This window comes from Laceyella sacchari (genome assembly GCF_024927925.1).
Lineage (GTDB): Bacteria > Bacillota > Bacilli > Thermoactinomycetales > Thermoactinomycetaceae > Laceyella > Laceyella sacchari.
Genome location: NZ_CP103866.1, coordinates 2908086 through 2927292 on the forward strand (window position 1 = coordinate 2908086; position 19207 = coordinate 2927292).

General features: G+C 50.9%; 16 protein-coding genes. 5 read left to right on the forward strand and 11 right to left on the reverse strand.

The genetic code is table 11. The annotated features are described in order from the left end of the window. Nucleotides 1-43: 43 nt before the first annotated feature. The 4 genes from NYR52_RS14250 to NYR52_RS14265 all read right to left on the reverse strand — a co-directional run bounded on the left by NYR52_RS14250 (nt 44) and on the right by NYR52_RS14265 (nt 6069). Nucleotides 44-2074: a hypothetical protein gene (locus NYR52_RS14250; RefSeq protein ID WP_259435882.1), complete on the reverse strand. Its 2031-nt coding sequence runs from the start codon at nt 2072-2074 to the stop codon at nt 44-46. A gap of 69 nt (nt 2075-2143) precedes the next feature. Continuing rightward, nucleotides 2144-4273 carry a HelD family protein gene (locus tag NYR52_RS14255; RefSeq protein WP_259435883.1) on the reverse strand — a complete coding sequence of 710 codons (2130 nt, stop codon included), beginning with the start codon at nt 4271-4273 and terminating at the stop codon, nt 2144-2146. Nucleotides 4274-4411: 138 nt separating this feature from the next. Beyond that, nucleotides 4412-4876, reverse strand: a complete 465-nt coding sequence (lepB, locus tag NYR52_RS14260; protein ID WP_132221242.1) for a signal peptidase I — start codon at nt 4874-4876, stop codon at nt 4412-4414. A gap of 320 nt (nt 4877-5196) precedes the next feature. Further along, on the reverse strand, nt 5197-6069 hold the full coding sequence (locus NYR52_RS14265) for a hypothetical protein (RefSeq protein ID WP_132221244.1): 873 nt from the start codon (nt 6067-6069) through the stop codon (nt 5197-5199). A gap of 95 nt (nt 6070-6164) precedes the next feature. Here NYR52_RS14265 and NYR52_RS14270 point away from each other — a divergent pair, with 95 nt between their 5' ends. Continuing rightward, nucleotides 6165-6875 (forward strand): endonuclease/exonuclease/phosphatase family protein, encoded by a 711-nt coding sequence (locus NYR52_RS14270; protein WP_029071924.1) that lies wholly within the window; start codon nt 6165-6167, stop codon nt 6873-6875. Here NYR52_RS14270 and NYR52_RS14275 read toward each other — a convergent pair. The 5 genes from NYR52_RS14275 to NYR52_RS14295 all read right to left on the reverse strand — a co-directional run bounded on the left by NYR52_RS14275 (nt 6872) and on the right by NYR52_RS14295 (nt 13066). After that, nucleotides 6872-7072 (reverse strand): YwbE family protein, encoded by a 201-nt coding sequence (locus NYR52_RS14275; RefSeq protein WP_259435884.1) that lies wholly within the window; start codon nt 7070-7072, stop codon nt 6872-6874. The two genes, NYR52_RS14270 and NYR52_RS14275, sit on opposite strands and share 4 nt — an antisense overlap. Before the next feature lie 135 nt (nt 7073-7207). Further along, a complete protein-coding gene (locus NYR52_RS14280) occupies nt 7208-7963 on the reverse strand; it encodes a hypothetical protein (RefSeq protein WP_259435885.1) in 756 nt (251 codons plus the stop codon). A gap of 176 nt (nt 7964-8139) precedes the next feature. Beyond that, entirely contained in the window at nt 8140-9696 is a 1557-nt protein-coding gene (locus tag NYR52_RS14285; protein ID WP_259435886.1) for an ABC-F family ATP-binding cassette domain-containing protein, read from the reverse strand. Nucleotides 9697-9918: 222 nt separating this feature from the next. Then, nucleotides 9919-11880, reverse strand: a complete 1962-nt coding sequence (locus NYR52_RS14290) for a glycoside hydrolase family 15 protein (protein ID WP_259435887.1) — start codon at nt 11878-11880, stop codon at nt 9919-9921. A 145-nt stretch (nt 11881-12025) separates the two neighbouring features. Next, nucleotides 12026-13066 (reverse strand): LacI family DNA-binding transcriptional regulator, encoded by a 1041-nt coding sequence (locus tag NYR52_RS14295; protein WP_259435888.1) that lies wholly within the window; start codon nt 13064-13066, stop codon nt 12026-12028. A 461-nt stretch (nt 13067-13527) separates the two neighbouring features. Between NYR52_RS14295 and NYR52_RS14300 the strand changes: the two genes are divergently transcribed. The 4 genes from NYR52_RS14300 to NYR52_RS14315 all read left to right on the forward strand — a co-directional run bounded on the left by NYR52_RS14300 (nt 13528) and on the right by NYR52_RS14315 (nt 17036). Beyond that, the gene (locus tag NYR52_RS14300) at nt 13528-14778 is read left to right on the forward strand and encodes an extracellular solute-binding protein (protein ID WP_259435889.1); all 1251 of its coding nucleotides are present in this window, start codon (nt 13528-13530) and stop codon (nt 14776-14778) included. A 114-nt stretch (nt 14779-14892) separates the two neighbouring features. Then, on the forward strand, nt 14893-15813 hold the full coding sequence (locus NYR52_RS14305) for a carbohydrate ABC transporter permease (protein WP_246026894.1): 921 nt from the start codon (nt 14893-14895) through the stop codon (nt 15811-15813). A gap of 1 nt (nt 15814) precedes the next feature. Continuing rightward, the gene (locus tag NYR52_RS14310; RefSeq protein ID WP_259435890.1) at nt 15815-16642 is read left to right on the forward strand and encodes a carbohydrate ABC transporter permease; all 828 of its coding nucleotides are present in this window, start codon (nt 15815-15817) and stop codon (nt 16640-16642) included. A 172-nt stretch (nt 16643-16814) separates the two neighbouring features. After that, nucleotides 16815-17036: a hypothetical protein gene (locus NYR52_RS14315; protein WP_022737127.1), complete on the forward strand. Its 222-nt coding sequence runs from the start codon at nt 16815-16817 to the stop codon at nt 17034-17036. A 67-nt stretch (nt 17037-17103) separates the two neighbouring features. Here the strand turns inward: NYR52_RS14315 and NYR52_RS14320 are convergent, their stop codons facing one another. Both NYR52_RS14320 and murQ read right to left on the reverse strand, forming a co-directional pair. Further along, nucleotides 17104-17958: an undecaprenyl-diphosphate phosphatase gene (locus NYR52_RS14320; RefSeq protein ID WP_375163156.1), complete on the reverse strand. Its 855-nt coding sequence runs from the start codon at nt 17956-17958 to the stop codon at nt 17104-17106. A 317-nt stretch (nt 17959-18275) separates the two neighbouring features. After that, on the reverse strand, nt 18276-19196 hold the full coding sequence (gene murQ / locus NYR52_RS14325) for an N-acetylmuramic acid 6-phosphate etherase (protein ID WP_259435892.1): 921 nt from the start codon (nt 19194-19196) through the stop codon (nt 18276-18278). Between the last annotated feature and the right edge of the window lie 11 nt (nt 19197-19207).

Genomic DNA, 19207 nt, shown 5'->3' on the forward strand with positions numbered 1-19207 from the left:
CCGGCCGCAAGTGCATGTACGCACCCTGCAGCCGGCAAGCCGTTCACTGCCGCATCATCCATTGTTTCTCCTGTTTGGCTCCTTTTCGTACATATCGATTCAAAGCCAAGACACTCACTGCGGACAAAATGACGAACAATCCTAACCCAACCCAATGAATTCCCCACCATTTGGGACTGGGCAAATCTTCGAACACAATTTCAAACAAACCGCTAAACAACGCCATGGGAAACCCGAAAATCGTAATTAAGTTAATTAGCCGACCGACGCGCAATTCGCTGTGGCTTTTGATGATGTTCTCCAATTCGGACACCGTGTTGTACAACTCATTTAGCTGCGTGCCCAATCCCCATCTCTTCTTCACAGTCTCACGGAACTGGTCGAGGTAATAATCTACGGAAGATGGCATCGTCGCCAATATCTTGTTACGAATCTCTACCTTCTTGACGGTAATCCACCGATTCAGCTCCATCAACTTCTTCCCGGACAGGGTTTGATTTTGCTGCAACAGTTCTTCCACCGACTCCATCACCTCCGCACATTCTTCGCGGATGCGTTGGAATGTGTTCACCCTGTCGACCAGTTTTTTCACTTCTCCCGCATAAAGCGCAAAATCAAGCGGTTCGCTGTTCCAATCGTCCAAGATTAAGATGCCGCCAGGATGAATCAGCGCATAGCCGCACGGCAATTCAATAAAATCAAATGAATGCTTTGGCGGCAAAGGATGGATGGGTGGCACCCGGTTCTGGTATGTGCCCGAAGCGCAAACCGCCAAATATCGCTGCATCGTCGGCGAACTGACAAACACTTGTTGTTTCCCCAATGAATTCCACTTGGCGGCGATAAATACTTTTCCGTTGTGATAAATGGGTTCGCACTCATAAATATTGCACGCAGCCCCGATGGAACCATCGGCCAGATAAGGGTTCACCTTGATGGAGTTAGCGGGGTTGTACAACTCCCAGATCGCTCCGACCACCTCGGCCCATTCCAACTTGGAGCCCATGGTACCATCATCCAACTGCCGCGGTGCAAATAACGCGGTCATATTTTCATTGGAAGCCATCCATGGGCGATTGGCCGGGGATCGCTCCGGAACCAGCGGTTGGTCACAGGGACGCTCGCCGCCCCAACGTTCATCCTCCATCTCCTCCAATTTTCGCCACAAATCCTGTAGATGTAGATTCATCGTGGGATCAACTTGGATCACCATGTCCCGACCCGTCCCTTTCAGATCAGGACGGTAGATAGCGATAAACTGGAAACCCGACTGGAGCCAAGTCCGTTCTTCATCATGAATCAGAAAGGATTTCAACAAGCCGATGTTCGTGTTCTCCCTGGTGATAAAAGCGTCAACCAGCACGGTTCGGTTCGCATGGATCACTGGAAGCTCTAACTGCGTCACCGTCGCATTTTTCAAGCCTTGCAAATATTTTTGATACTCCAGGCGCAAATGGGTGATCGCCGCATTGTATTCTTCGATGTGATCCAGCTCAGGCACTTCATATGGTGCCACCTCTTCCAAAAGCAAAAGAATGACCAAATACAAGCAGGAAAGCAACCCGCGTTGCACATGCTCCGGATCGATCCGCACCGCCATCTCCCCAGTCGCATGCATCTGCTCTTCCGTCACATAGGAAGCGTAAGCCAAGGCACTGTGTAAGCAACCCCAAGATTCAAATGGTTTCCCTGTGGTTTTCACATCGCCCATTTCCCAACGGATACTGTAATCCAACCACTCCAGCGGAAACTCTTGCGCACTCACTCCCTGATGGCGACAATAAAACAAGACAAAGGCCAAACAGGCGTCGGGGGAGAGATCGGCAAAGAAAAATTGCAACTGTTTGGCCGGTAAATGGCGCCGTAATTCCAACGAAGGGAGTTCCCGCACGAATTCGGTCGTTGAGCCGGCATCCGTTCCCCAATGGGTTAACATCAATCCATTTGTCGGGATGGGAAACTCATCAGCAAAGAGGATTTCATGTTCTTCCTGAACCTTTCGGTGGGGGGCGTAAGTGATCGACAACTCTTCCAATTCGTCATACAGTTGTTTCAAACATTCGTTCAGCTTCATTGTTGTCACCCATATTCTCTTTTGTTTTTTGGCGTTTTTTCGGGCGACGAACAAGCATCCACGCTCACGTTACACTTCCTCACCGCCCGATTCACCCAGTCCATGCCGCGCCGCTTTTTCCAACAGCGGAGAAGGGCGCTCAGAAGACATTATCACCAAATGATGCAAAGCCCGGGTACAACCTACGAACAACAGTTTAGCATGAAGCTCATCTACAGGATAGCGCCCCTCATCCACTTCCACCAAAATGACGGCGTCAAACTCCATTCCCTTGGTTAAATAAATCGGGATCACCGAAATGCCCCCGTGATATTCTGCCTGCGTGGAAGTGATCAGATGCACTTCCACCCCTTGTTCGCGCAACTCGGCCGCTACTCTCTCACTCTCCGCTTCTGTCCGCGTCACCACGGCCACGGTGCCAACCCCTCGCTCGATCAAAGCCTGCACTTCCTGAGCCAACAACACACTCCGTTCCGTCGCCGACACGGACAACATCCGCACCGGGTCCCCACTTCGATAAACAGGCGTAGCCACAGCCACTCCTTTGGCATAATCCCGGACAATCTCATTGGCAAACTGAATGATTTCCATGGTTGAACGATAGCTCTTGTTCAACTGCACATACCGGCACGTGCCTTTTGCAAACAAGTCCATCAATTCGCGCCACTCGGTAATCCCTTTATGGACATGGATGTTTTGTAACAGATCACCCAATATGGTGAAAGAGTTGCTTTGGCAAAACCGTTGCAACACTGCCAACTGATAAGGAGATACATCTTGCGCTTCATCGATCACCACATGATCAAACGTTTTTTCGTTGGAAATCCCGTGTAACGCAACATGGATGTGCAGCAATGGAGCCAAATCGGTAACACCGACCTGCTTTCGTTTCACCTTTTGGACAAACGCCGCTGGTGGCGCAACTTCAAATTCGGATGACTTCGTGCTGATTAAGTGCTGATACCATGACCAAGGAGTGGGTTGGGGCCATGCCTTCATATAGGTGCGCAATCGCTGGTTGGCTTGTTTGCGAATCTTCCCCCGCGGATCGATATCACGTATTTCTTTCAGCTCCATCTCCAACCAGCGCTTCAATCTCGCAAATACGCGTTCTTTCCGCTTCAGAAGTGGATAATGCCGATACTCTTCCGCAAACCAACGCCGGATCTCCTCCGCTGGCAACCCTTTGCCTTCCCAAGGCGAAAACGGCTTTTCCGGCACAAACGTCGCTTCCAGCTCCGTCAAAGACGCTGCCACCCGATCATAAAACGCAAGGCTTCCTTTATATCGGAACCAGGCCAACTCCGCTTGATCGACGTTGCCCCCCATCATGAATTCATCCGCCCATTCCTTTTCCTCAGGCGGTGGCAACTCGTCGTCAAAAAAATCATAGGCCCAGTCGGCAAAGGTGAATTGCTGGACATCGCCCACGCCCAATTCCGGCAACACGTCCGAGATATAATCGACAAACATGCGGTTGGGAGCAAAGATGACAAACCGTTCCGCCCGTAGCTGTTCTTGATACTGGTACAGCAAATAAGCCAAGCGGTGCAAAGCGACTGTGGTTTTACCACTCCCCGGTACCCCTTGGATTACGAGCGGGAGGTTGCGTTCGGCGCGGATAATTTGGTCTTGTTCATGCTGGATCGTGGACACGATATCCCTTAAGCGGTTATCTTTCTTTTCACCCAAGCGGTAAAGCAAAAACTCATCCACCATCCCCGATGACTTTTCACCCCGCACATAACTGTCAACCACCCGCTGAATCTGTTGCTTGCGAATCGCGATATTCCGCTTCAAATACACCGTCCCCTCAATGACTCCGTCAGGGGAGGTGTACTCAGCACGGTCCGTCTCTCCTGTAAATGAATAAAATAAGCTGGCAACAGGAGCCCGCCAGTCAATCACCAGCGGCTCGTTCTCTTTGTCATCCTGCACACCGAATTTGCCGATATAGAGCGGTGTCGGCTCCTCTTTTCCGTCTTCTGCAAAATCCAGTCTTCCAAAATAAGGCTCATTTCGGGCGATACGCAATTGTTTTAACCGATTTTGCCGTTGATGGTCGAGCGCCTGTTCCACCAAGTCCTTGCCTCGGTAACGCGGAATCCCCTCCAACTCGACCAACTGCTTTTCGATTTTTTTCAGCATCACTTGCAATCGGGCTTCTTCCTGTGCGTAAGCCTCGTTCAACTCTGTCACACCCCTTCACTTTTGCTATAAGACAGTGAAAAGCACCCGCTCTGCGCCAGGTGCTTATGCTACAGATGTATCCGTTTTCAATTTTGTGCCTCGAAAGACATTATCGGAAATATAGCATAAAAGAACAAAAGTTAAAAATCAATAGATGATCTTGCCTAACAACTGATCCTTGTGGATGGTTCCCAGCCGGCGACTGTCAAGCGTGTCCAGCCGGTCGTCACTTAAGAGATAATACTCGTCTTCGGGAATTTGAACAGGCGCGGTATCAATAATACCCTTGGCTCGGGCCACATAAGGCTCGCGCACCAATTGCCCGTTGATATAGACCTTGCTGTCTTTGATCTCAACTTTTTGTTTGGGCAGGCCGATCACCCGCCTAACCAGCGGTTTGCCCGAATTTGAACGAAATACGACCAGATCCCCTTGTTCCAGGGACAGCGGATAGTTCGCCACCAGACAAAGCTCTTTATTCTTCAGTGTGGGTTCCATTCCGACACCATGCACCTGGTAAATTCCAAAAAACAACCGCAAGCCAAGCGCCAGGCCGGCTAAACCGATCATGGCATACAACAAAAGGTGGAGTGTTTTGTGTGAATCGGACAAATGGGATCCCTTCCTTTGTTTCTACATGGGTGTGATGGCGTTGGCAACGACACTTTCTTTTCATCATAATATAACAACGGTTAAAAATAATCTAACATTTATTTAGGTATAATAGTAAGTATCATTATTTTTAAAATAATTATTTCTTATCTTTATGCACACTTCATCTATCCGCTATCATCTTTCACAATACCATGAGAAGTTTTCTAGGGACTGGACCAAGAGAAAACGCACGGCTTAAGCCGTGTATACGGAGAGATAAAAGCCCGGGAGGATATCAACGAGGATATTGCTTCCGGGCATTTTACGCCATCAGGTTTTTACCTGTTGCGCCAATCACTGACAAGCTGTCCACTCAACCAAAAAACGCCCTTGCAAATGCCGCCGACCTGCGGGTGCCCCTCGACAGTTTGCGGCGCGGACACCACATCGATCGTTCCACCCGGCGTCTTGACCAACAACGCCCAATAATCTTGGCCGGAATACGCGTTGGTTTTCCGCTCACAGGCCAGCACGCGGCCCGACAGCATCGCTTCTGCGCGGGGTTCACCGCCTCCATCCGGATCGGCAAACAATCCAGTCGGGATAAATGATTCCACCGCCATCGGCATATCTGGATCATTCGCTGCTTGATACTCCGCTTCATCTGCATAGCAACTCAATTCATAAGCAAATGCGGCGATCTGCACAGAGACCGTCTGCGGCAACGATTGCAAGTGGCGCATCGTCCCATACTCCGGCACCTCGAACAAGAAAGGATAATCGCCCCGCGCCTCCTCCCCCACCAGACCGGCTTTGGGATTGGCCCAAGCGAAGTAAGAGAGCTCCAACGGCAACTGATCGTGAGTCAGCACTTTTTCCAGCCGGGCAGTCATCCGCCCCTGTCCCCGATAATGGGGATGGAGATCGATGATACGCCCTTGCTCATCGAAAGGTAACGTTAATTGCTCCCCGCCGGGCAACAGATATTCCACATAGTGGCTGTCCGGTGTCTTCACTTCCCGCCCAGCCCCCTGCAAAATGTGCTGGTCAACCAATGCTTCTATATCGTCGTCTGTGGCAATGTGAAACCCAATGCTACGGTAATGATTGGACACGTCATCCGCTCCGTTTCTGTTAAAGTCGAAGTCCATTGTATACGAAGACCAGCTACACGCGCCAGCCACTTCCATAAAAAAACACGCCCGGTACATTGATCTCCTCCGGCGCCAGTAGATTTCCCGCCTGGGCCGATTTACTTGATTCGAGCCAGCGAACATGGTAAAGATGAGAGGTGGAGGGATAAAGCGTGAGATTAAAAGTGATGTTGTTAAACATGCACCACGGCCGCGGATGCGATGGACGGTGGGACATGGAGAGGGTTTTGCATGTGCTCAGAACCGCAAATGCGGATGTGATCGGATTAAATGAAGTGGATCGGTGCTTTTCCAGACGAAGTTGCTATCTGGATCAAGCCCATTGGTTGGCCCAACGGCTGGGGATGCACCATTTGTTCGGCAAAGCCCACACTCTAGGCCCCGACCGCCAATTTGGCAACGCCATTTTATCCCGTCTGCCCATTCTTGCGTCACAAAACCATCTTTTTCGAAGCCGCATCGCCGAAAACCGGTCCTTGCTGGAAGCCAAGCTGAAGTTTCATGGGCGAGCGATCAAGGTGTATCTCACCCATCTTCCTCTCAACCCTTGGCTTCACCGCAAGCAGACAGATTTCATCCTGCATCGGGTGACGCAAGAAACCCACCCTGTCATTCTGATGGGTGATTGGAACATGCGTCCCGATTCCGCCGCTTGGCGAAAGCTGTCATCCCACCTGACGGACATCAGCCGGGCCAAAGAAAAAAAACCTTTGCTCACCTATCCGGCACCCCATCCACGCTGGCAATTGGACTATATCTTTGTCAGCCCGGAATGGCGAGTGATCCAGGCAGAAGTCTCCACTCCCCTGCCGCAAGCTTCCGACCATCTTCCCTTAATCGCCAAACTGCGGCTGGATGATTAAGTCTTAGACACAATTTCCTTGACCCGACCCACTTGCCCATCCTGCAAACGTACTTTGATCCCGTGCGGATGTATCGGTGAATGCGTCAAGATTTCCTTCACTACTCCTTGAGTTAACTTCCCCGTCTGCTGATCCCGCTTTAACACAATCCGTACTTCCATCCCTGGTGCAATGTTAGCGCGTGTCCGCCCATCCATCTGGTAAACCTCCCATGAGAAAAGCTTGCCATATGGCAAGGCAAGCTTTTTCCATAGTATATCCCGATTTACCCACCCCTGCGAAGCAGAAGAACCCCATCCGCTGCTCCGCCACGGGACAACTGCCCTTCATCGCTAACAGCAATCCCAGAAAAAACTCCCTTCGGGCCGCTCGCGATCAGGTCGGATGAAGAAATATCCCATCCCCGAATCGCCAAAGTTAACAAAATCGAGGTAAGCGATGCCTTCTTCTTTACTGCGGCTCATAAAAAGCGATCCCTCTGTGGGCGACTGATAAATCGAACGCCCAAGCTGATCCTTCTGCCACAGCTCCGGCGGAATGTTGTCTATCACTTTCAAAAAGCAATCGATCTGCCCGGCAAAAGTAGACGCATCCCCACCCGGCTTTTGGATGAATGTGGGGGTTCCCTTCAGCTTGGTCTCCATCTCATGCAGGCTCGACCAGGCTTTCCCACCTTCCTCCAAGCGCTGGAAAAAACGAACATACTCCTCCGGTGAAATGCCATCCTCCTTCTCACGCCAACCGACAACAGTGACTGATGGCAACAGCGTGGAGACTGAAGTGGGCCGCTCCGTCCATCTGCCCGTACACTGCTCTGCCTCCAAGAAAACAAAGGCATGTCCCTCATAACAGTGATCCTCTTCATTTTGGCATAAAAAAAGATAGACACGCCTGCCCTCGCGTCCGAGATCGATCCGCTCCGGATGATGGGCAAATTGTGCCAGCAAAGGCATCGCCCGGCCGCAATCTGAACAAGACGGCCACAACGCTTCCGGCAATCCCCAAGGCCGTCCCCCATACTGATCGACAAAAGAAAAAGGTTCGGGCCAACATTCACTCATGACCAAAGTGGGAACGAAGCTTTTCATCGCTGATCAACCTCCGGATACGAATGCATGTTCGCATTCCATTTTATAATAAAAACGCTGGCGGGACAATCCCATTTTTCCAGCCGTCAATGTCCCCGCCTGCGCTTGCTCATAAAAAGATTCCTAAGCCGATGTTAAATTTTCGCCCCAGGTGGTCAGCATCCCCATCTGACCTTTTAAAACACTTTTGTCGTCCACGCTTCGCAATTCCATACATCAGTCACCACGTCTCGATAAAACTCCGGTTCGTGGCAGATGATGAGCACGCTCCCTTTATACGCTTTTAATGCCCGTTTCAGCTCATCTTTGGCATCCTCATCCAAGTGGTTGGTCGGCTCGTCCAAGACAAGCAAGTTGGTTTCTCTGTTGATCAGCTTGCACAGGCGCACTTTGGCTTTCTCCCCGCCGCTTAGCACCTCCACTTTGCTTTCGATATGCTTTGTTGTCAATCCGCATTTGGCAAGGGCAGCGCGCACTTCAAACTGTGTAAATCCGGGAAACTCATTCCAGATCTCTTCGATGCATGTGTTGTGATTGGCCGTCTTGATCTCTTGTTCAAAGTAGCCGATGTGTAAATACTCCCCCCGTTCCACCGTGCCGGAGAGGGGTTGAATCTCACCCAAGATACTGCGCAACAATGTCGTTTTCCCGATCCCGTTCGCCCCGATCAAAGCGATCTTCTGTCCACGCTCCATCCGCAAATCCAGCGGGCGGGACAATGGCTCGTCATAGCCGATGACCAATTGGTGCGTCTCAAAAATCAATTTGCCGGACGTACGCGCTTCTTTAAAGTGAAATTCCGGTTTCGGCTTCTCCTTGGCCAGCTCAATCACTTCCATTTTGTCCAGCTTCTTCTGGCGGGACATCGCCATATTCCTTGTGGACACCCGCGCTTTGTTGCGTTGCACGAAATCTTTTAGCTCCGCGATTTCTTGCTGTTGCTTTTTATAGGCCGCTTCCAACTGTTGTTTCTTGGCTTCATATACCTGCTTAAACCGGTCATAATCACCCACATATCGGTTTAGCTGCTGGTTTTCCATATGGTAGACCAGATTGATCACACTGTTCAAAAAGGGAATGTCATGCGAGATGAGGATAAACGCATTTTCATATTCTTGCAAATACCTCTGTAGCCAAGTGATATGTTGCTCATCCAAATAGTTCGTCGGCTCGTCCAACAGCAGAATATCCGGTTTCTCCAGCAGGAGCTTGGCCAACAGCACCTTTGTCCGTTGCCCCCCACTCAACTCATGCACATCCCGATCCAAACCGATATCCTCCAACCCGAGTCCTCTGGCGATCTCCACCACCTTGGCATCGATCGTATAGAAATCGTTATTGGTCAGCAAATCCTGCAAGGGGGCCACCTCTTCCATCAGCCGTTCCAGCTCTTCCGGGGTGGCCTCCGCCATCTTGGCGTATTTTTCGTTCATTTCCGCTTCGATGTCAAACAAATATTGAAACGCGCTTTTCAGCACATCGCGAATCGTCATCCCTTTTTTCAGCGCGGCATGTTGATCCAGATAGCCGACGCGCACTTTGGAAGCCCACTCGATTTTGCCCTCATCCGGCTCCAGCTTCCCGGTGATGATGTTCATGAAAGTGGATTTCCCTTCGCCATTGGCCCCGATCAGGCCGACATGTTCCCCTTTGAGCAACCGGAACGACACATCTTGAAAAATCGCGCGGTCACCAAACCCGTGGCTTAAGTTTTTAACTGTCAGAATGCTCATCTGCGACACTCTCTTCCATTTATACTGATGCTTCTCGTAAAGCTTTCATTCACACCCAATAGCCCCCGACCGATTGGGAGCGCATCCATTTGAGTGTAGCATGTCTTTCCCACTCGCACCATCCCGGATTTGTTTTAAACATGCGCCAAAGCCGGACTCAAAGCAAAAACCCCCATCGGCTACAGTTGCCGATCGGGGCTTCACTGATAGGGCAATGGTTGTTTAGATCGTTTCCACGCCCGCTTCTGCGAGCATTTGGGCAGTCAACACAAACATCGCGTGCGACCAAGTGAGCGGCACTACCCATGCTGGCTCCCCGGTCGCTTTATCCACTTGCTCCGGCAAAAGATCTAGCGCTGTGGCATGCTCTACCGCCCAAGTGAAATGTTTTTTGGCTTCGCTCAAACGGCCCTGCAAGATGCGATATTGCGCCAGCCACAGAGTGGTCAAGATCCACGGGTTCCCCCCGATATACGTATCATCTTCATAACGGCGAATCCCACCCACTTCTGGGGCGGTGCATGTCTGTTCGATCGCATCCGCCGTAGCGACCATCCGCGGATCTTCGGGATCAAACACCTGGAAGGGAACAGACAAACCAATCAAGCTGATATCCTTCACATCATCTTGCGCCAACTGGCGGCGAACATAACCCTTGTCATCCGTCACGGTGGCGACTGGTTTTCCTTGAGCCACTGCTTCCTCATACTCCGCTTCACTCACAGATAGCTTGATCCCACGCAGAAACGTTTGCGTCCGTTCATCAATGGTGTTCTGTTCCATCCCCCTCTTAATGCTGTCAGCCGCCTTAAGCCAAGCATCAGCCAAGGAGGCGTAACCCAACTCTCGCGCAATGGCAGCCGCACCAGTCAAGCCGCCGAACACAGCTGCCGCCGAATAGGTGTGCTCCGCTTCACGCTCTTCCCAAAGATCCTTGCTGGGAAGGGGCAACCCTGTCTCTTCATCTAAGAAGCTGAGCAAAAAGGTAACCCCTTTTTCCACAGCCGGCCACATTTCTTCCAGGAAAGCCCGGTCACCGGTCACAAGAAAATGTTGATGCATTCCCCATAAGATCGAACCACCTTCATCAATCTGCAATCCCCACGACGGAGCCAAGCGACCATCATGATAGTGGCGCTGTTGCCAAGAACCGTCCGGATCCTGCGCAAGCACCGCCCAACGGTAAAATTCCCGGGATAGCGAAGTTAATCCTGCTCGGTCAAACGCCGTAGTGATGTATGCTGCATCGCGCCCCCAACAGTATGCATAACCGCCGCAGCGGGTAAAGGCCTCATCAAACTCCGGCGCCGCAATCACGCACCCTGTCTTCTGGTCAGACATCAACTTAAATACGAGCAACGATCGCTCATAGATCGCTTGCACCCGTTCATTCGCCAAGGCTAACGGTTTGGCCTCCTGCAAGTATGCGCGCCAATATGCTTCCGTCCGGGCCAACCATTCGTCGGTAGCTACCTGCTTGGCCTCCTGCATGTTGGCCATCGCCTCATGCACAGTCGAGCCAGCAGCCAAGTAGAGCGGCAACAACTGCGTTTCTCCCGGAGCCAAGGTCATTCGAAAAGACAAAGCCCCGTGCGGCACCATGCCAATCGCATCACCCGGCAGATAGCCTGCGGACGCATGATGAAATGCATCTCCGATCGCATAGCCTGCGCAATCGTTTGCACCAGACAGCGCAAAAGCATACTGGTGGCGGAAATAAAGCAATCCGTCGATCTGCCGCTCAAACGCTACGGTGTTGTACAAAGGATGCTCGGCGATCTGTAGAGAAGCGTACACGAAAAACGAAAGGGACAAGGGCTCTTTTCCTGTATTGGTCAACGTGACATGACGTACGAGCAAATCTTTATCCGGCACCGCGAAGTCGGTGGTCACCACCATCAAAGGAACATCCCGTCCTGTCGCCTGCGTGCGCAGGATGTTGGTTCCTGGCAAATAGGTTTGCTCATGACTCCACGCTTGTTCATTCTCCAGCCAGCTCGTCGCTGACTGCATTCCGTCCACCAATACCCCCATTTTCATGGTTTCCACATGTTGTGGCATATCCACATGCGGCCACCACAACCGATGCATTTCGCCGCGGGCATCCAAAGCGGCCAACATGGAAGAATTACCGATCACAGCATCGTTGAGATAAGGTTTACGGGTGATGGGCGATCTGTTCATGGATGATGCTCCTTTCGATCCAATCGAGATGAGATTTTGGTTGCCGGCGGAGCGGCATGCGAGGATCATCTCTCCCCGATACGCCCCGCCATCCTTGCGGCGAATGAGGCACAGCGTTGGCACCGACGGCTTGCATCGGCAAAAATCAAAGCGCATCGTCAGCGTGGGGTAAAAATCTGACCGATTGGCGGATCACCAACCGATGCGGCACGGTTACATTTGGTTCAGCCACTTTTTCCCCTTGCAATATCCGGATCAAGTGGCGCGCTGTCTGATAGCCCAGATGGTAGATACCGATATCTACTGTGGTCATCGGTGGATTGCTCAATTCCGACAACACGATGTTGTTAAAGCCGACAACAGACACATCCTCAGGAATCTGATAACCGGCTCCCACCAATTCACGAATCATGCCAAAGGCGACCACATCATCCGACACCACAAACGCAGTGGGTCGGTCAGGCGCGTTCATCACCATGGAGACAGCGTGAAATCCGTTTTTGGGCAAAATGTCTGATGCAATCACCCATTCGTCCCTAAGTGGCAATTTCGCCTGGGATAACGCTTTTTGATAACCAGCCAAGCGGTCGCCCGACACGACCAACTCCGGCGGGCCGCTGACAAACCCGATGCGACGGTGCCCTTGGTTGATCAAATGAAACGTCGCATCAAAAGCCGCGGCGATGTTATCATTGTTCACCGCCGGCACGTCAGGATGCTCAAGAGAGCGCCCCAACACCACAAACGGAAAGTCCAACGCGAGCAATTTTTCTATTACGGGGTCCGCTTTGCGGGGTTTGATCAGGATCATCCCATCCACCTGACGCCCCAACACCATGCGGGTAACCGTTTCCATTTCTTCTTTCGGATTATTGGCCGAAGACATCAACAAGTCATATTGTTTTTGATTCGCGCAAGCCAGCATGCCCCGCAACACTTCAGAGAAAAAGGGGTTGGCAAACAGCTCTTCGGCCGAACGCGGCAACACGAGCCCCAACGTTTTGGTGCTTTTGGAGACCAGCTTCTTCGCTGTCATGTTGGGATGGTAGCCGAGCGTTTCCATCGCTTGCCGCACTTTTTCGGCGGTGGCCTTACTGATGCGCGGATGATTAGAAATGACGCGGGAAACAGTAGAAGGGGATACCCCCGCCAACCGCGCCACATCTTTAACGGTTACAGAAGGCATCGCTTTCTCTCCAAATTTGTGCAAACGTTTGTATATCCTATCCTAGCGGAAAGACCGAAAATTGTAAACCTCCCGTTTTTCAAAGCGCAAAAACATTGTAATTCCGATTAAAATAACACATTTCTCACAAGATATCATTAATATAACGAAGAAATATACAGAAAACGGACGATATTCAAAGATAATCTCAATATATCGCATTTCATGGCTGATTTTAGCTATATTTAATCGTGTGCAAACGCTTTCCAACTCCCTCTTTTTGGTGTAGGATAAGTCATACAGGAGAACTGCCTCATCTCGTCTTTTTGCGAAAACGTTTGCACTAATGTTGAAATGTTGGGCAGCCATTATTATCGATCCTCTTTTACCCTTGTACCCTGCCTTCATCAAGCAAACGGCATGGGCTGAGTAACCTCCCGGACATTTCAACAGTACATCCACAGAAAGGGGCTAACAGGTACATGAAAAAATTTTTGCGCACCTTTGCTTCCGTCGCGCTCGCGGGTTCGTTACTGGTCGGTTGTAGCCCTTCTGCCACCGAACAGTCATCCGGACCGGTCACCATCACTTTCTGGAACACGATGAATACAGAAGAGACAGAAACATTGAAAGAAATTATCGCCAATTTTGAAAAAGAGCACAAAGACATTAAAGTCAAAATGGAAAACGTGCCATTCGCCGAAGGGCAGAACAAATTTAAAACCGCAGCCCAAGCGGGCAAAGGCCCTGACGTCCTTCGTTCTGAAATCGCTTGGACACCGGAATTCGCGGCATTGGGCCTGCTGGAACCCCTCGATAATTATTTCAAAGACCAAGACGACTTTTTGGATAATGCCCTCAAATACAGCAAGTGGAATGGAAAAACCTGGAGCGTACCCCAAGTGGCCGATGCGCTCGGCCTGCTCTACAACAAAAAGCTGCTGGCTGAAAAAGGATTTAAGGAACCACCCAAAACCATGGACGAATTTTACCAAGTGGCTAAAGCCTTATCCGACCCGGCCAAAGACAAGTGGGGATTCTATTACCGCCAGTCGGACGCTTACTGGTTTCAACCCTTCATGTGGGCCTTTGGCGGTGGGTTAATCACGGAGAATAAGGAAATTCAAGTCAACAACGCCGGATCGGTCAAAGGATTGGAATTTTTGCTCAAACTGCGGGATGACAAAGTGATGCCCGACGAGTTTAGCGCGGCCAACGATTACAACAACCTGCAACAAGCGTTCAAAACCGGGCGCGCTGCAATGGTCTTCCAAGGTCCTTGGGCCACGTCAGATCTCTTGCAAGGTGAGCAATTCAAAGATCCAAACAACCTGGGCATCGCCCCGATCCCAGCCGGCCCGGAAGGCAAAACCGGATCTCCCGTCGGAGGGAACGGCTTCGTCATCTATGCCGGTTCCAAACACAAAGAAGCTTCCTACAAATTTATCGCTTACTTGACCAATGCGGAAAACCAAGCCAAGTTCGCCTCCAAAAACGGACTGATCCCGACCCGCAAATCAGCGTTTGAGCTGAAAGAAGTGAAGGAAAATCGCTTGGTCAACGACTGGCGCCCCGTCCTCGACAAAGCGACCAACCGCCCAGTCATCCCGGAAGGCGGCCAGATCTACACCACGTTTAATCCGGAAATCCAAGCTGCCTTCAAAAAAGAAAAAACACCAAAACAAGCGTTGGATGCAGTGGCCGAATCTTGGAAAAAGTTGCTTAATAAATAATCTTCCGCCCGCATTCATTCCGCTGGCGGGCCCTAGGGAAGAGGAGCGGACAGCCCTCTTCCCTCTTCACACTCTTTGCGCAAAAGCGCCAATGATGGAAGGAGGCGGGCTAAAGTGAGTACCCGTAATAATGCGTGGATTGCATATGTCTTCTTAGCACCTGTGTTTATCGTCATGACCTTGCTCGTTTTTATTCCGCTGGCACAAGGCATCTCGTACAGCTTTACCAACATGAACCAATACAACATGGGCAACCAATTTCTGCCGCCCAGCTATGAATGGATCGGCTTGAAAAACTACAGCGACCTCTTCGGCACTATCTTCCAACCCAAATCCGTCTTCCGTGACGTTTTGGTACAAACAGCGATCTGGACTTTCGTCAACGTGTTTTTCCACTTCACCTTGGGCTTGTTCCTGGCTTTGCTGCTCAACCGCAAAATCAAAGGCAGGGGCATCTACCGGATGTTGCTCATGGTTCCTTGGGCAGTGCCTTCCTTTGTTGGCGCTTTCGCTTGGCAATGGATGTACAACGACAAATACGGCCTGTTTAATTTAGTATTGAAAAACCTGGGCCTCCCTGCCGTCCCCTGGTTAGGAGACAGCTTCTGGGCGATGTTTTCGGCCATTTTGGTCAATGTTTGGATCGGCATTCCGTTCATGATGGTCACCCTCTTGGGCGGCTTGCAGAGCATCCCGGAGTCGCTCTATGAGGCAGCACGCATCGATGGCGCCACCTGGTGGCAACAGCTGAAAAACATCACGTTGCCCCTGCTGAAACCCGTTGCCACTACAGCCACCACACTTGGGATCATCTGGACATTCAACATGTTTAACATCATTTATCTGATTACGGGCGGCGGTCCGGTTCACTCCACCGAAATCTTGGTGACCTACGCGTACCGAGAAGCGTTCCGCAATTGGAATTTGGGAGTCGCTTCAACTTACGGGGTTGTGATCCTGAGCGTGCTCATCGTCTTCACGCTCTTTTATCGACGAGTGTTAAAAGCCAATGCCAACGAGGGGGTGTATTACTGAGATGCGCCAATCAAACGGATGGGTACACCTGATTTTGATTATTTCCTGCTTTCTCGCCGTCTTTCCGGTTCTCTGGATCTTGGCGACCAGTTTCAAACCGGAAGCGGAGGTCTTTTCCAGCTCGATTCAATGGATTCCCGAAACCTTTACCTTGGACAACTACAAGACGGTCTTAACCCGTTCGGATGGCATCTTCCTAACCTGGTTTAAGAATAGCGTCCTGATCGCCCTGTTTACCACCTTGGTCGGCTTGGTCTTGTCGACGACGGCGGCTTACGCCATTTCGCGCTATAAATTCCGCGGGCGAAGCGGCGTGGAACTCAGCGTGTTGATTACGCAGATGTTCCCTGGCGCGCTACTGATCATCCCGCTCTATCTGATCATCAACAAATTGGGTTTGCTAAACAGTTACTTTGGTATTATCTTGGCTTACTCCACGGTTTCAGTGCCTTTTTGCATCATGAACTTGAAAAGCTTTTTCGACACCATCCCTTATGAGCTGGAAGAAGCAGCTCGAGTAGACGGGCTGTCCCACTTGGGTACCTTTGTGCGGATCGTCCTGCCGCTCTCCTTGCCCGGTCTGGCTGTGACGGCATTTTATTCCTTCATCACCGCCTGGAATGAATTTTTGATCGCCATCACCTTAATGAATGAAGAAACGATGTACACCTTGCCGATTGGCTTGCAACAGTTTGTCAATCAATTCAACACCGACTACCACCTGATGGCGGCCGCCGCAATCCTAATCACGTTGCCGGTCTTGTGCTTCTTCCTGTTTGCGCAACGCTACTTGATCTCCGGTATGACTGCCGGTGGCACCAAAGGATGATTTTCAGCCCAAGGCAAGACCTGCTAACGAAGAGTTGAATGGTAAATCCAGCCTTCCTAAAACCCCAACCATTGGGGTTCTTTTTTTCGTCCTTCCTTCTTCTCGGATATAGCCAAGCACCAACAAACGCCCCCAGAATAGAATAATCATAAATCCATGGGAGGTGCCTATCATGACTCAAAATCAGCCCTATGCACATGAATATGAAGAGCAGCATGCGCCTTATGCGTTTGAGGAGGATTTGATGACGCACAACGCTTGGCCGACGCCCGATGCCCAGACGCAACAATTTTACCCGTTCTTCTTCCCCTTTCCGTTTCCGCGTCCCTTTCCGTTTTTCATCGCTCCTTTCTATCCATATCGGAGACCTTATCGGAGATATAGATATTGGTAAGATCGACCCCATACAAAAACCACCCCAAGCCTGGCAACCAGGCATCTGAGGTGGTTTTTCGGTATGGTCAAGATACGACCAAGAACAAGATCAACGCCAGCACGATGCGGTAAATAGCAAACGGCACCAGCTTGATTTTGTTAATCAGCTTCAGGAAGTAACGGATTGACAGAAGGGCAAAGATAAAGGCACTTGCAAAGCCGACGATGAAAAACGGCAATGCATCCATTGTGAAGTGCTCCCAGTTTTTGAGCAAGGATACGGTGCTAGCACCCAACATGATCGGTACAGCCATGATGAAGGTGAAGTCCGAGGCCGCACGGTGGCTCAAGCCCATCAACACCCCACCGGAAATGGTCGATCCAGAACGGGAAAAGCCCGGCCACAACACGGCAATGCATTGGAACAACCCGATCCCAATCGCATGCTTGTATGTAATCTGATCCACCGTCTCCACTTTGGGTCGAGCCGGACGGAACCAGTCTGCGGCAATCATCAAAATAGCGCCGCCGATCAAAGAGTAGATAACCAGATTAACAGTAAAGAATTCCTCAATTTTATCTTCAAACAACAGCCCCAAGATGCCAGCCGGCAACAGACCGACAATCACTTGGGTCAATTTGAGGCGGTTGCCTTCTCCATCCTTCTTCTTGCCCAGTCCCAGCAAGTCGATAAAGCGGTCTTTCATCACGACGACCACAGCCAGAACCGAACCCAACTGGATACAGACTTTGAATGTTACCGCCACGTCATGTCCAAATATCTCTTTCGATTTCAACCACAGATCATCGACAATAATCATGTGTCCCGTGGACGAAACCGGGGCAAACTCTGTCAATCCTTCAACAAGCCCCAAGATGATGGCTACAATAATGTCCCACAAGTTCAATTCCTCACCTTTCCTGACACGATGTGTGTGCATTATTCTGTTTCAAATCAAACCTATTCTGATTATAACAGTGTTGTACGAAGGAAGTTGGTTCAATTTATTGAACCTATAGAGACAAACTTACGATCTAAATCGAGTGGATGCAGCAGTCGCAGGAAGGCATTAAAAACCCAAGAACGACAGGCACTTGACTTTACCGGAGGTTGTTGGTAACACACGCTACTCATCAACGGCTTGATTCTTATGTATGCTGATTATGCCGTATTAATGAACACATTCTGTCTCACCTTCCCCACAAAAAATGCGAACCTGTGAATCCATCGGCGTGTAAAGCCATTTTCGACGACGAATCATCGCGCCAGCGAAAGCGCCTGGCGCACATTGCCATTTGCTCGCTCCAGCAACCTGACTGCCCTTTCGTATGTAGTTTCCGCCTTGATCATGACAATCGCCGTTTTCACTTCATGACGTGCTTGCTCCAATGATTCTTCCGCCCGCTCACGGGAAACACCGGTCACGGTGCGAATGATTTCGATGGCCCGCTCCTTCAGTTTGCGGTTGCTGATGCTCACATCCACCATTAAGTTTTCGTATACTTTGCCCAGCTTTACCATGGTGGCGGTGGAAATCATATTGAGAACCATCTTCTGAGCCGTTCCCGCCTTCATCCGGGTGGAGCCGGTCAACACCTCCGGCCCCACAACCACTTCAATTGCCTGATCGGCCTCCTGACTGATACGAGCCCGCTCATTGCAGGAAAGAGCGACCGTACGAGCGCCAATGCGGCGGGCATACTTCAGCGCGCCGATCACATACGGCGTACGTCCGCTGGCAGCAATCCCCACCACTGTATCCCGATGGGTGAGGCCGATTTCACGCAAATCCCGCTCGCCCCATTCCTCATTGTCTTCGGCCCCTTCCACCGCTTGGACAAAGGCTTTTTCACCGCCTGCCATCAATCCCAGCACCGTTTCAGGACTCGTGCTAAACGTAGGCGGGCATTCCACTGCATCCAAGACACCCAACCGCCCGCTGGTTCCGGCTCCCACATAGATCAGCCGCCCGCCCAGGCTCAACGACTTCACTGCATACTCCACAGCTACTTGGACATTTGGCAACACCTTTTGAACCGCCAACGCCACTTTTTGATCTTCTTCATTAATGATGCGCAAAATCTCCAACGTGTCGGCGGAATCCAACCGCATAGACTTTTCATTCCGCGACTCTGTCGTCAACGTGCTTAACCGCTCATTGATTTGCTTCAATCTCATCCACCCTCCCA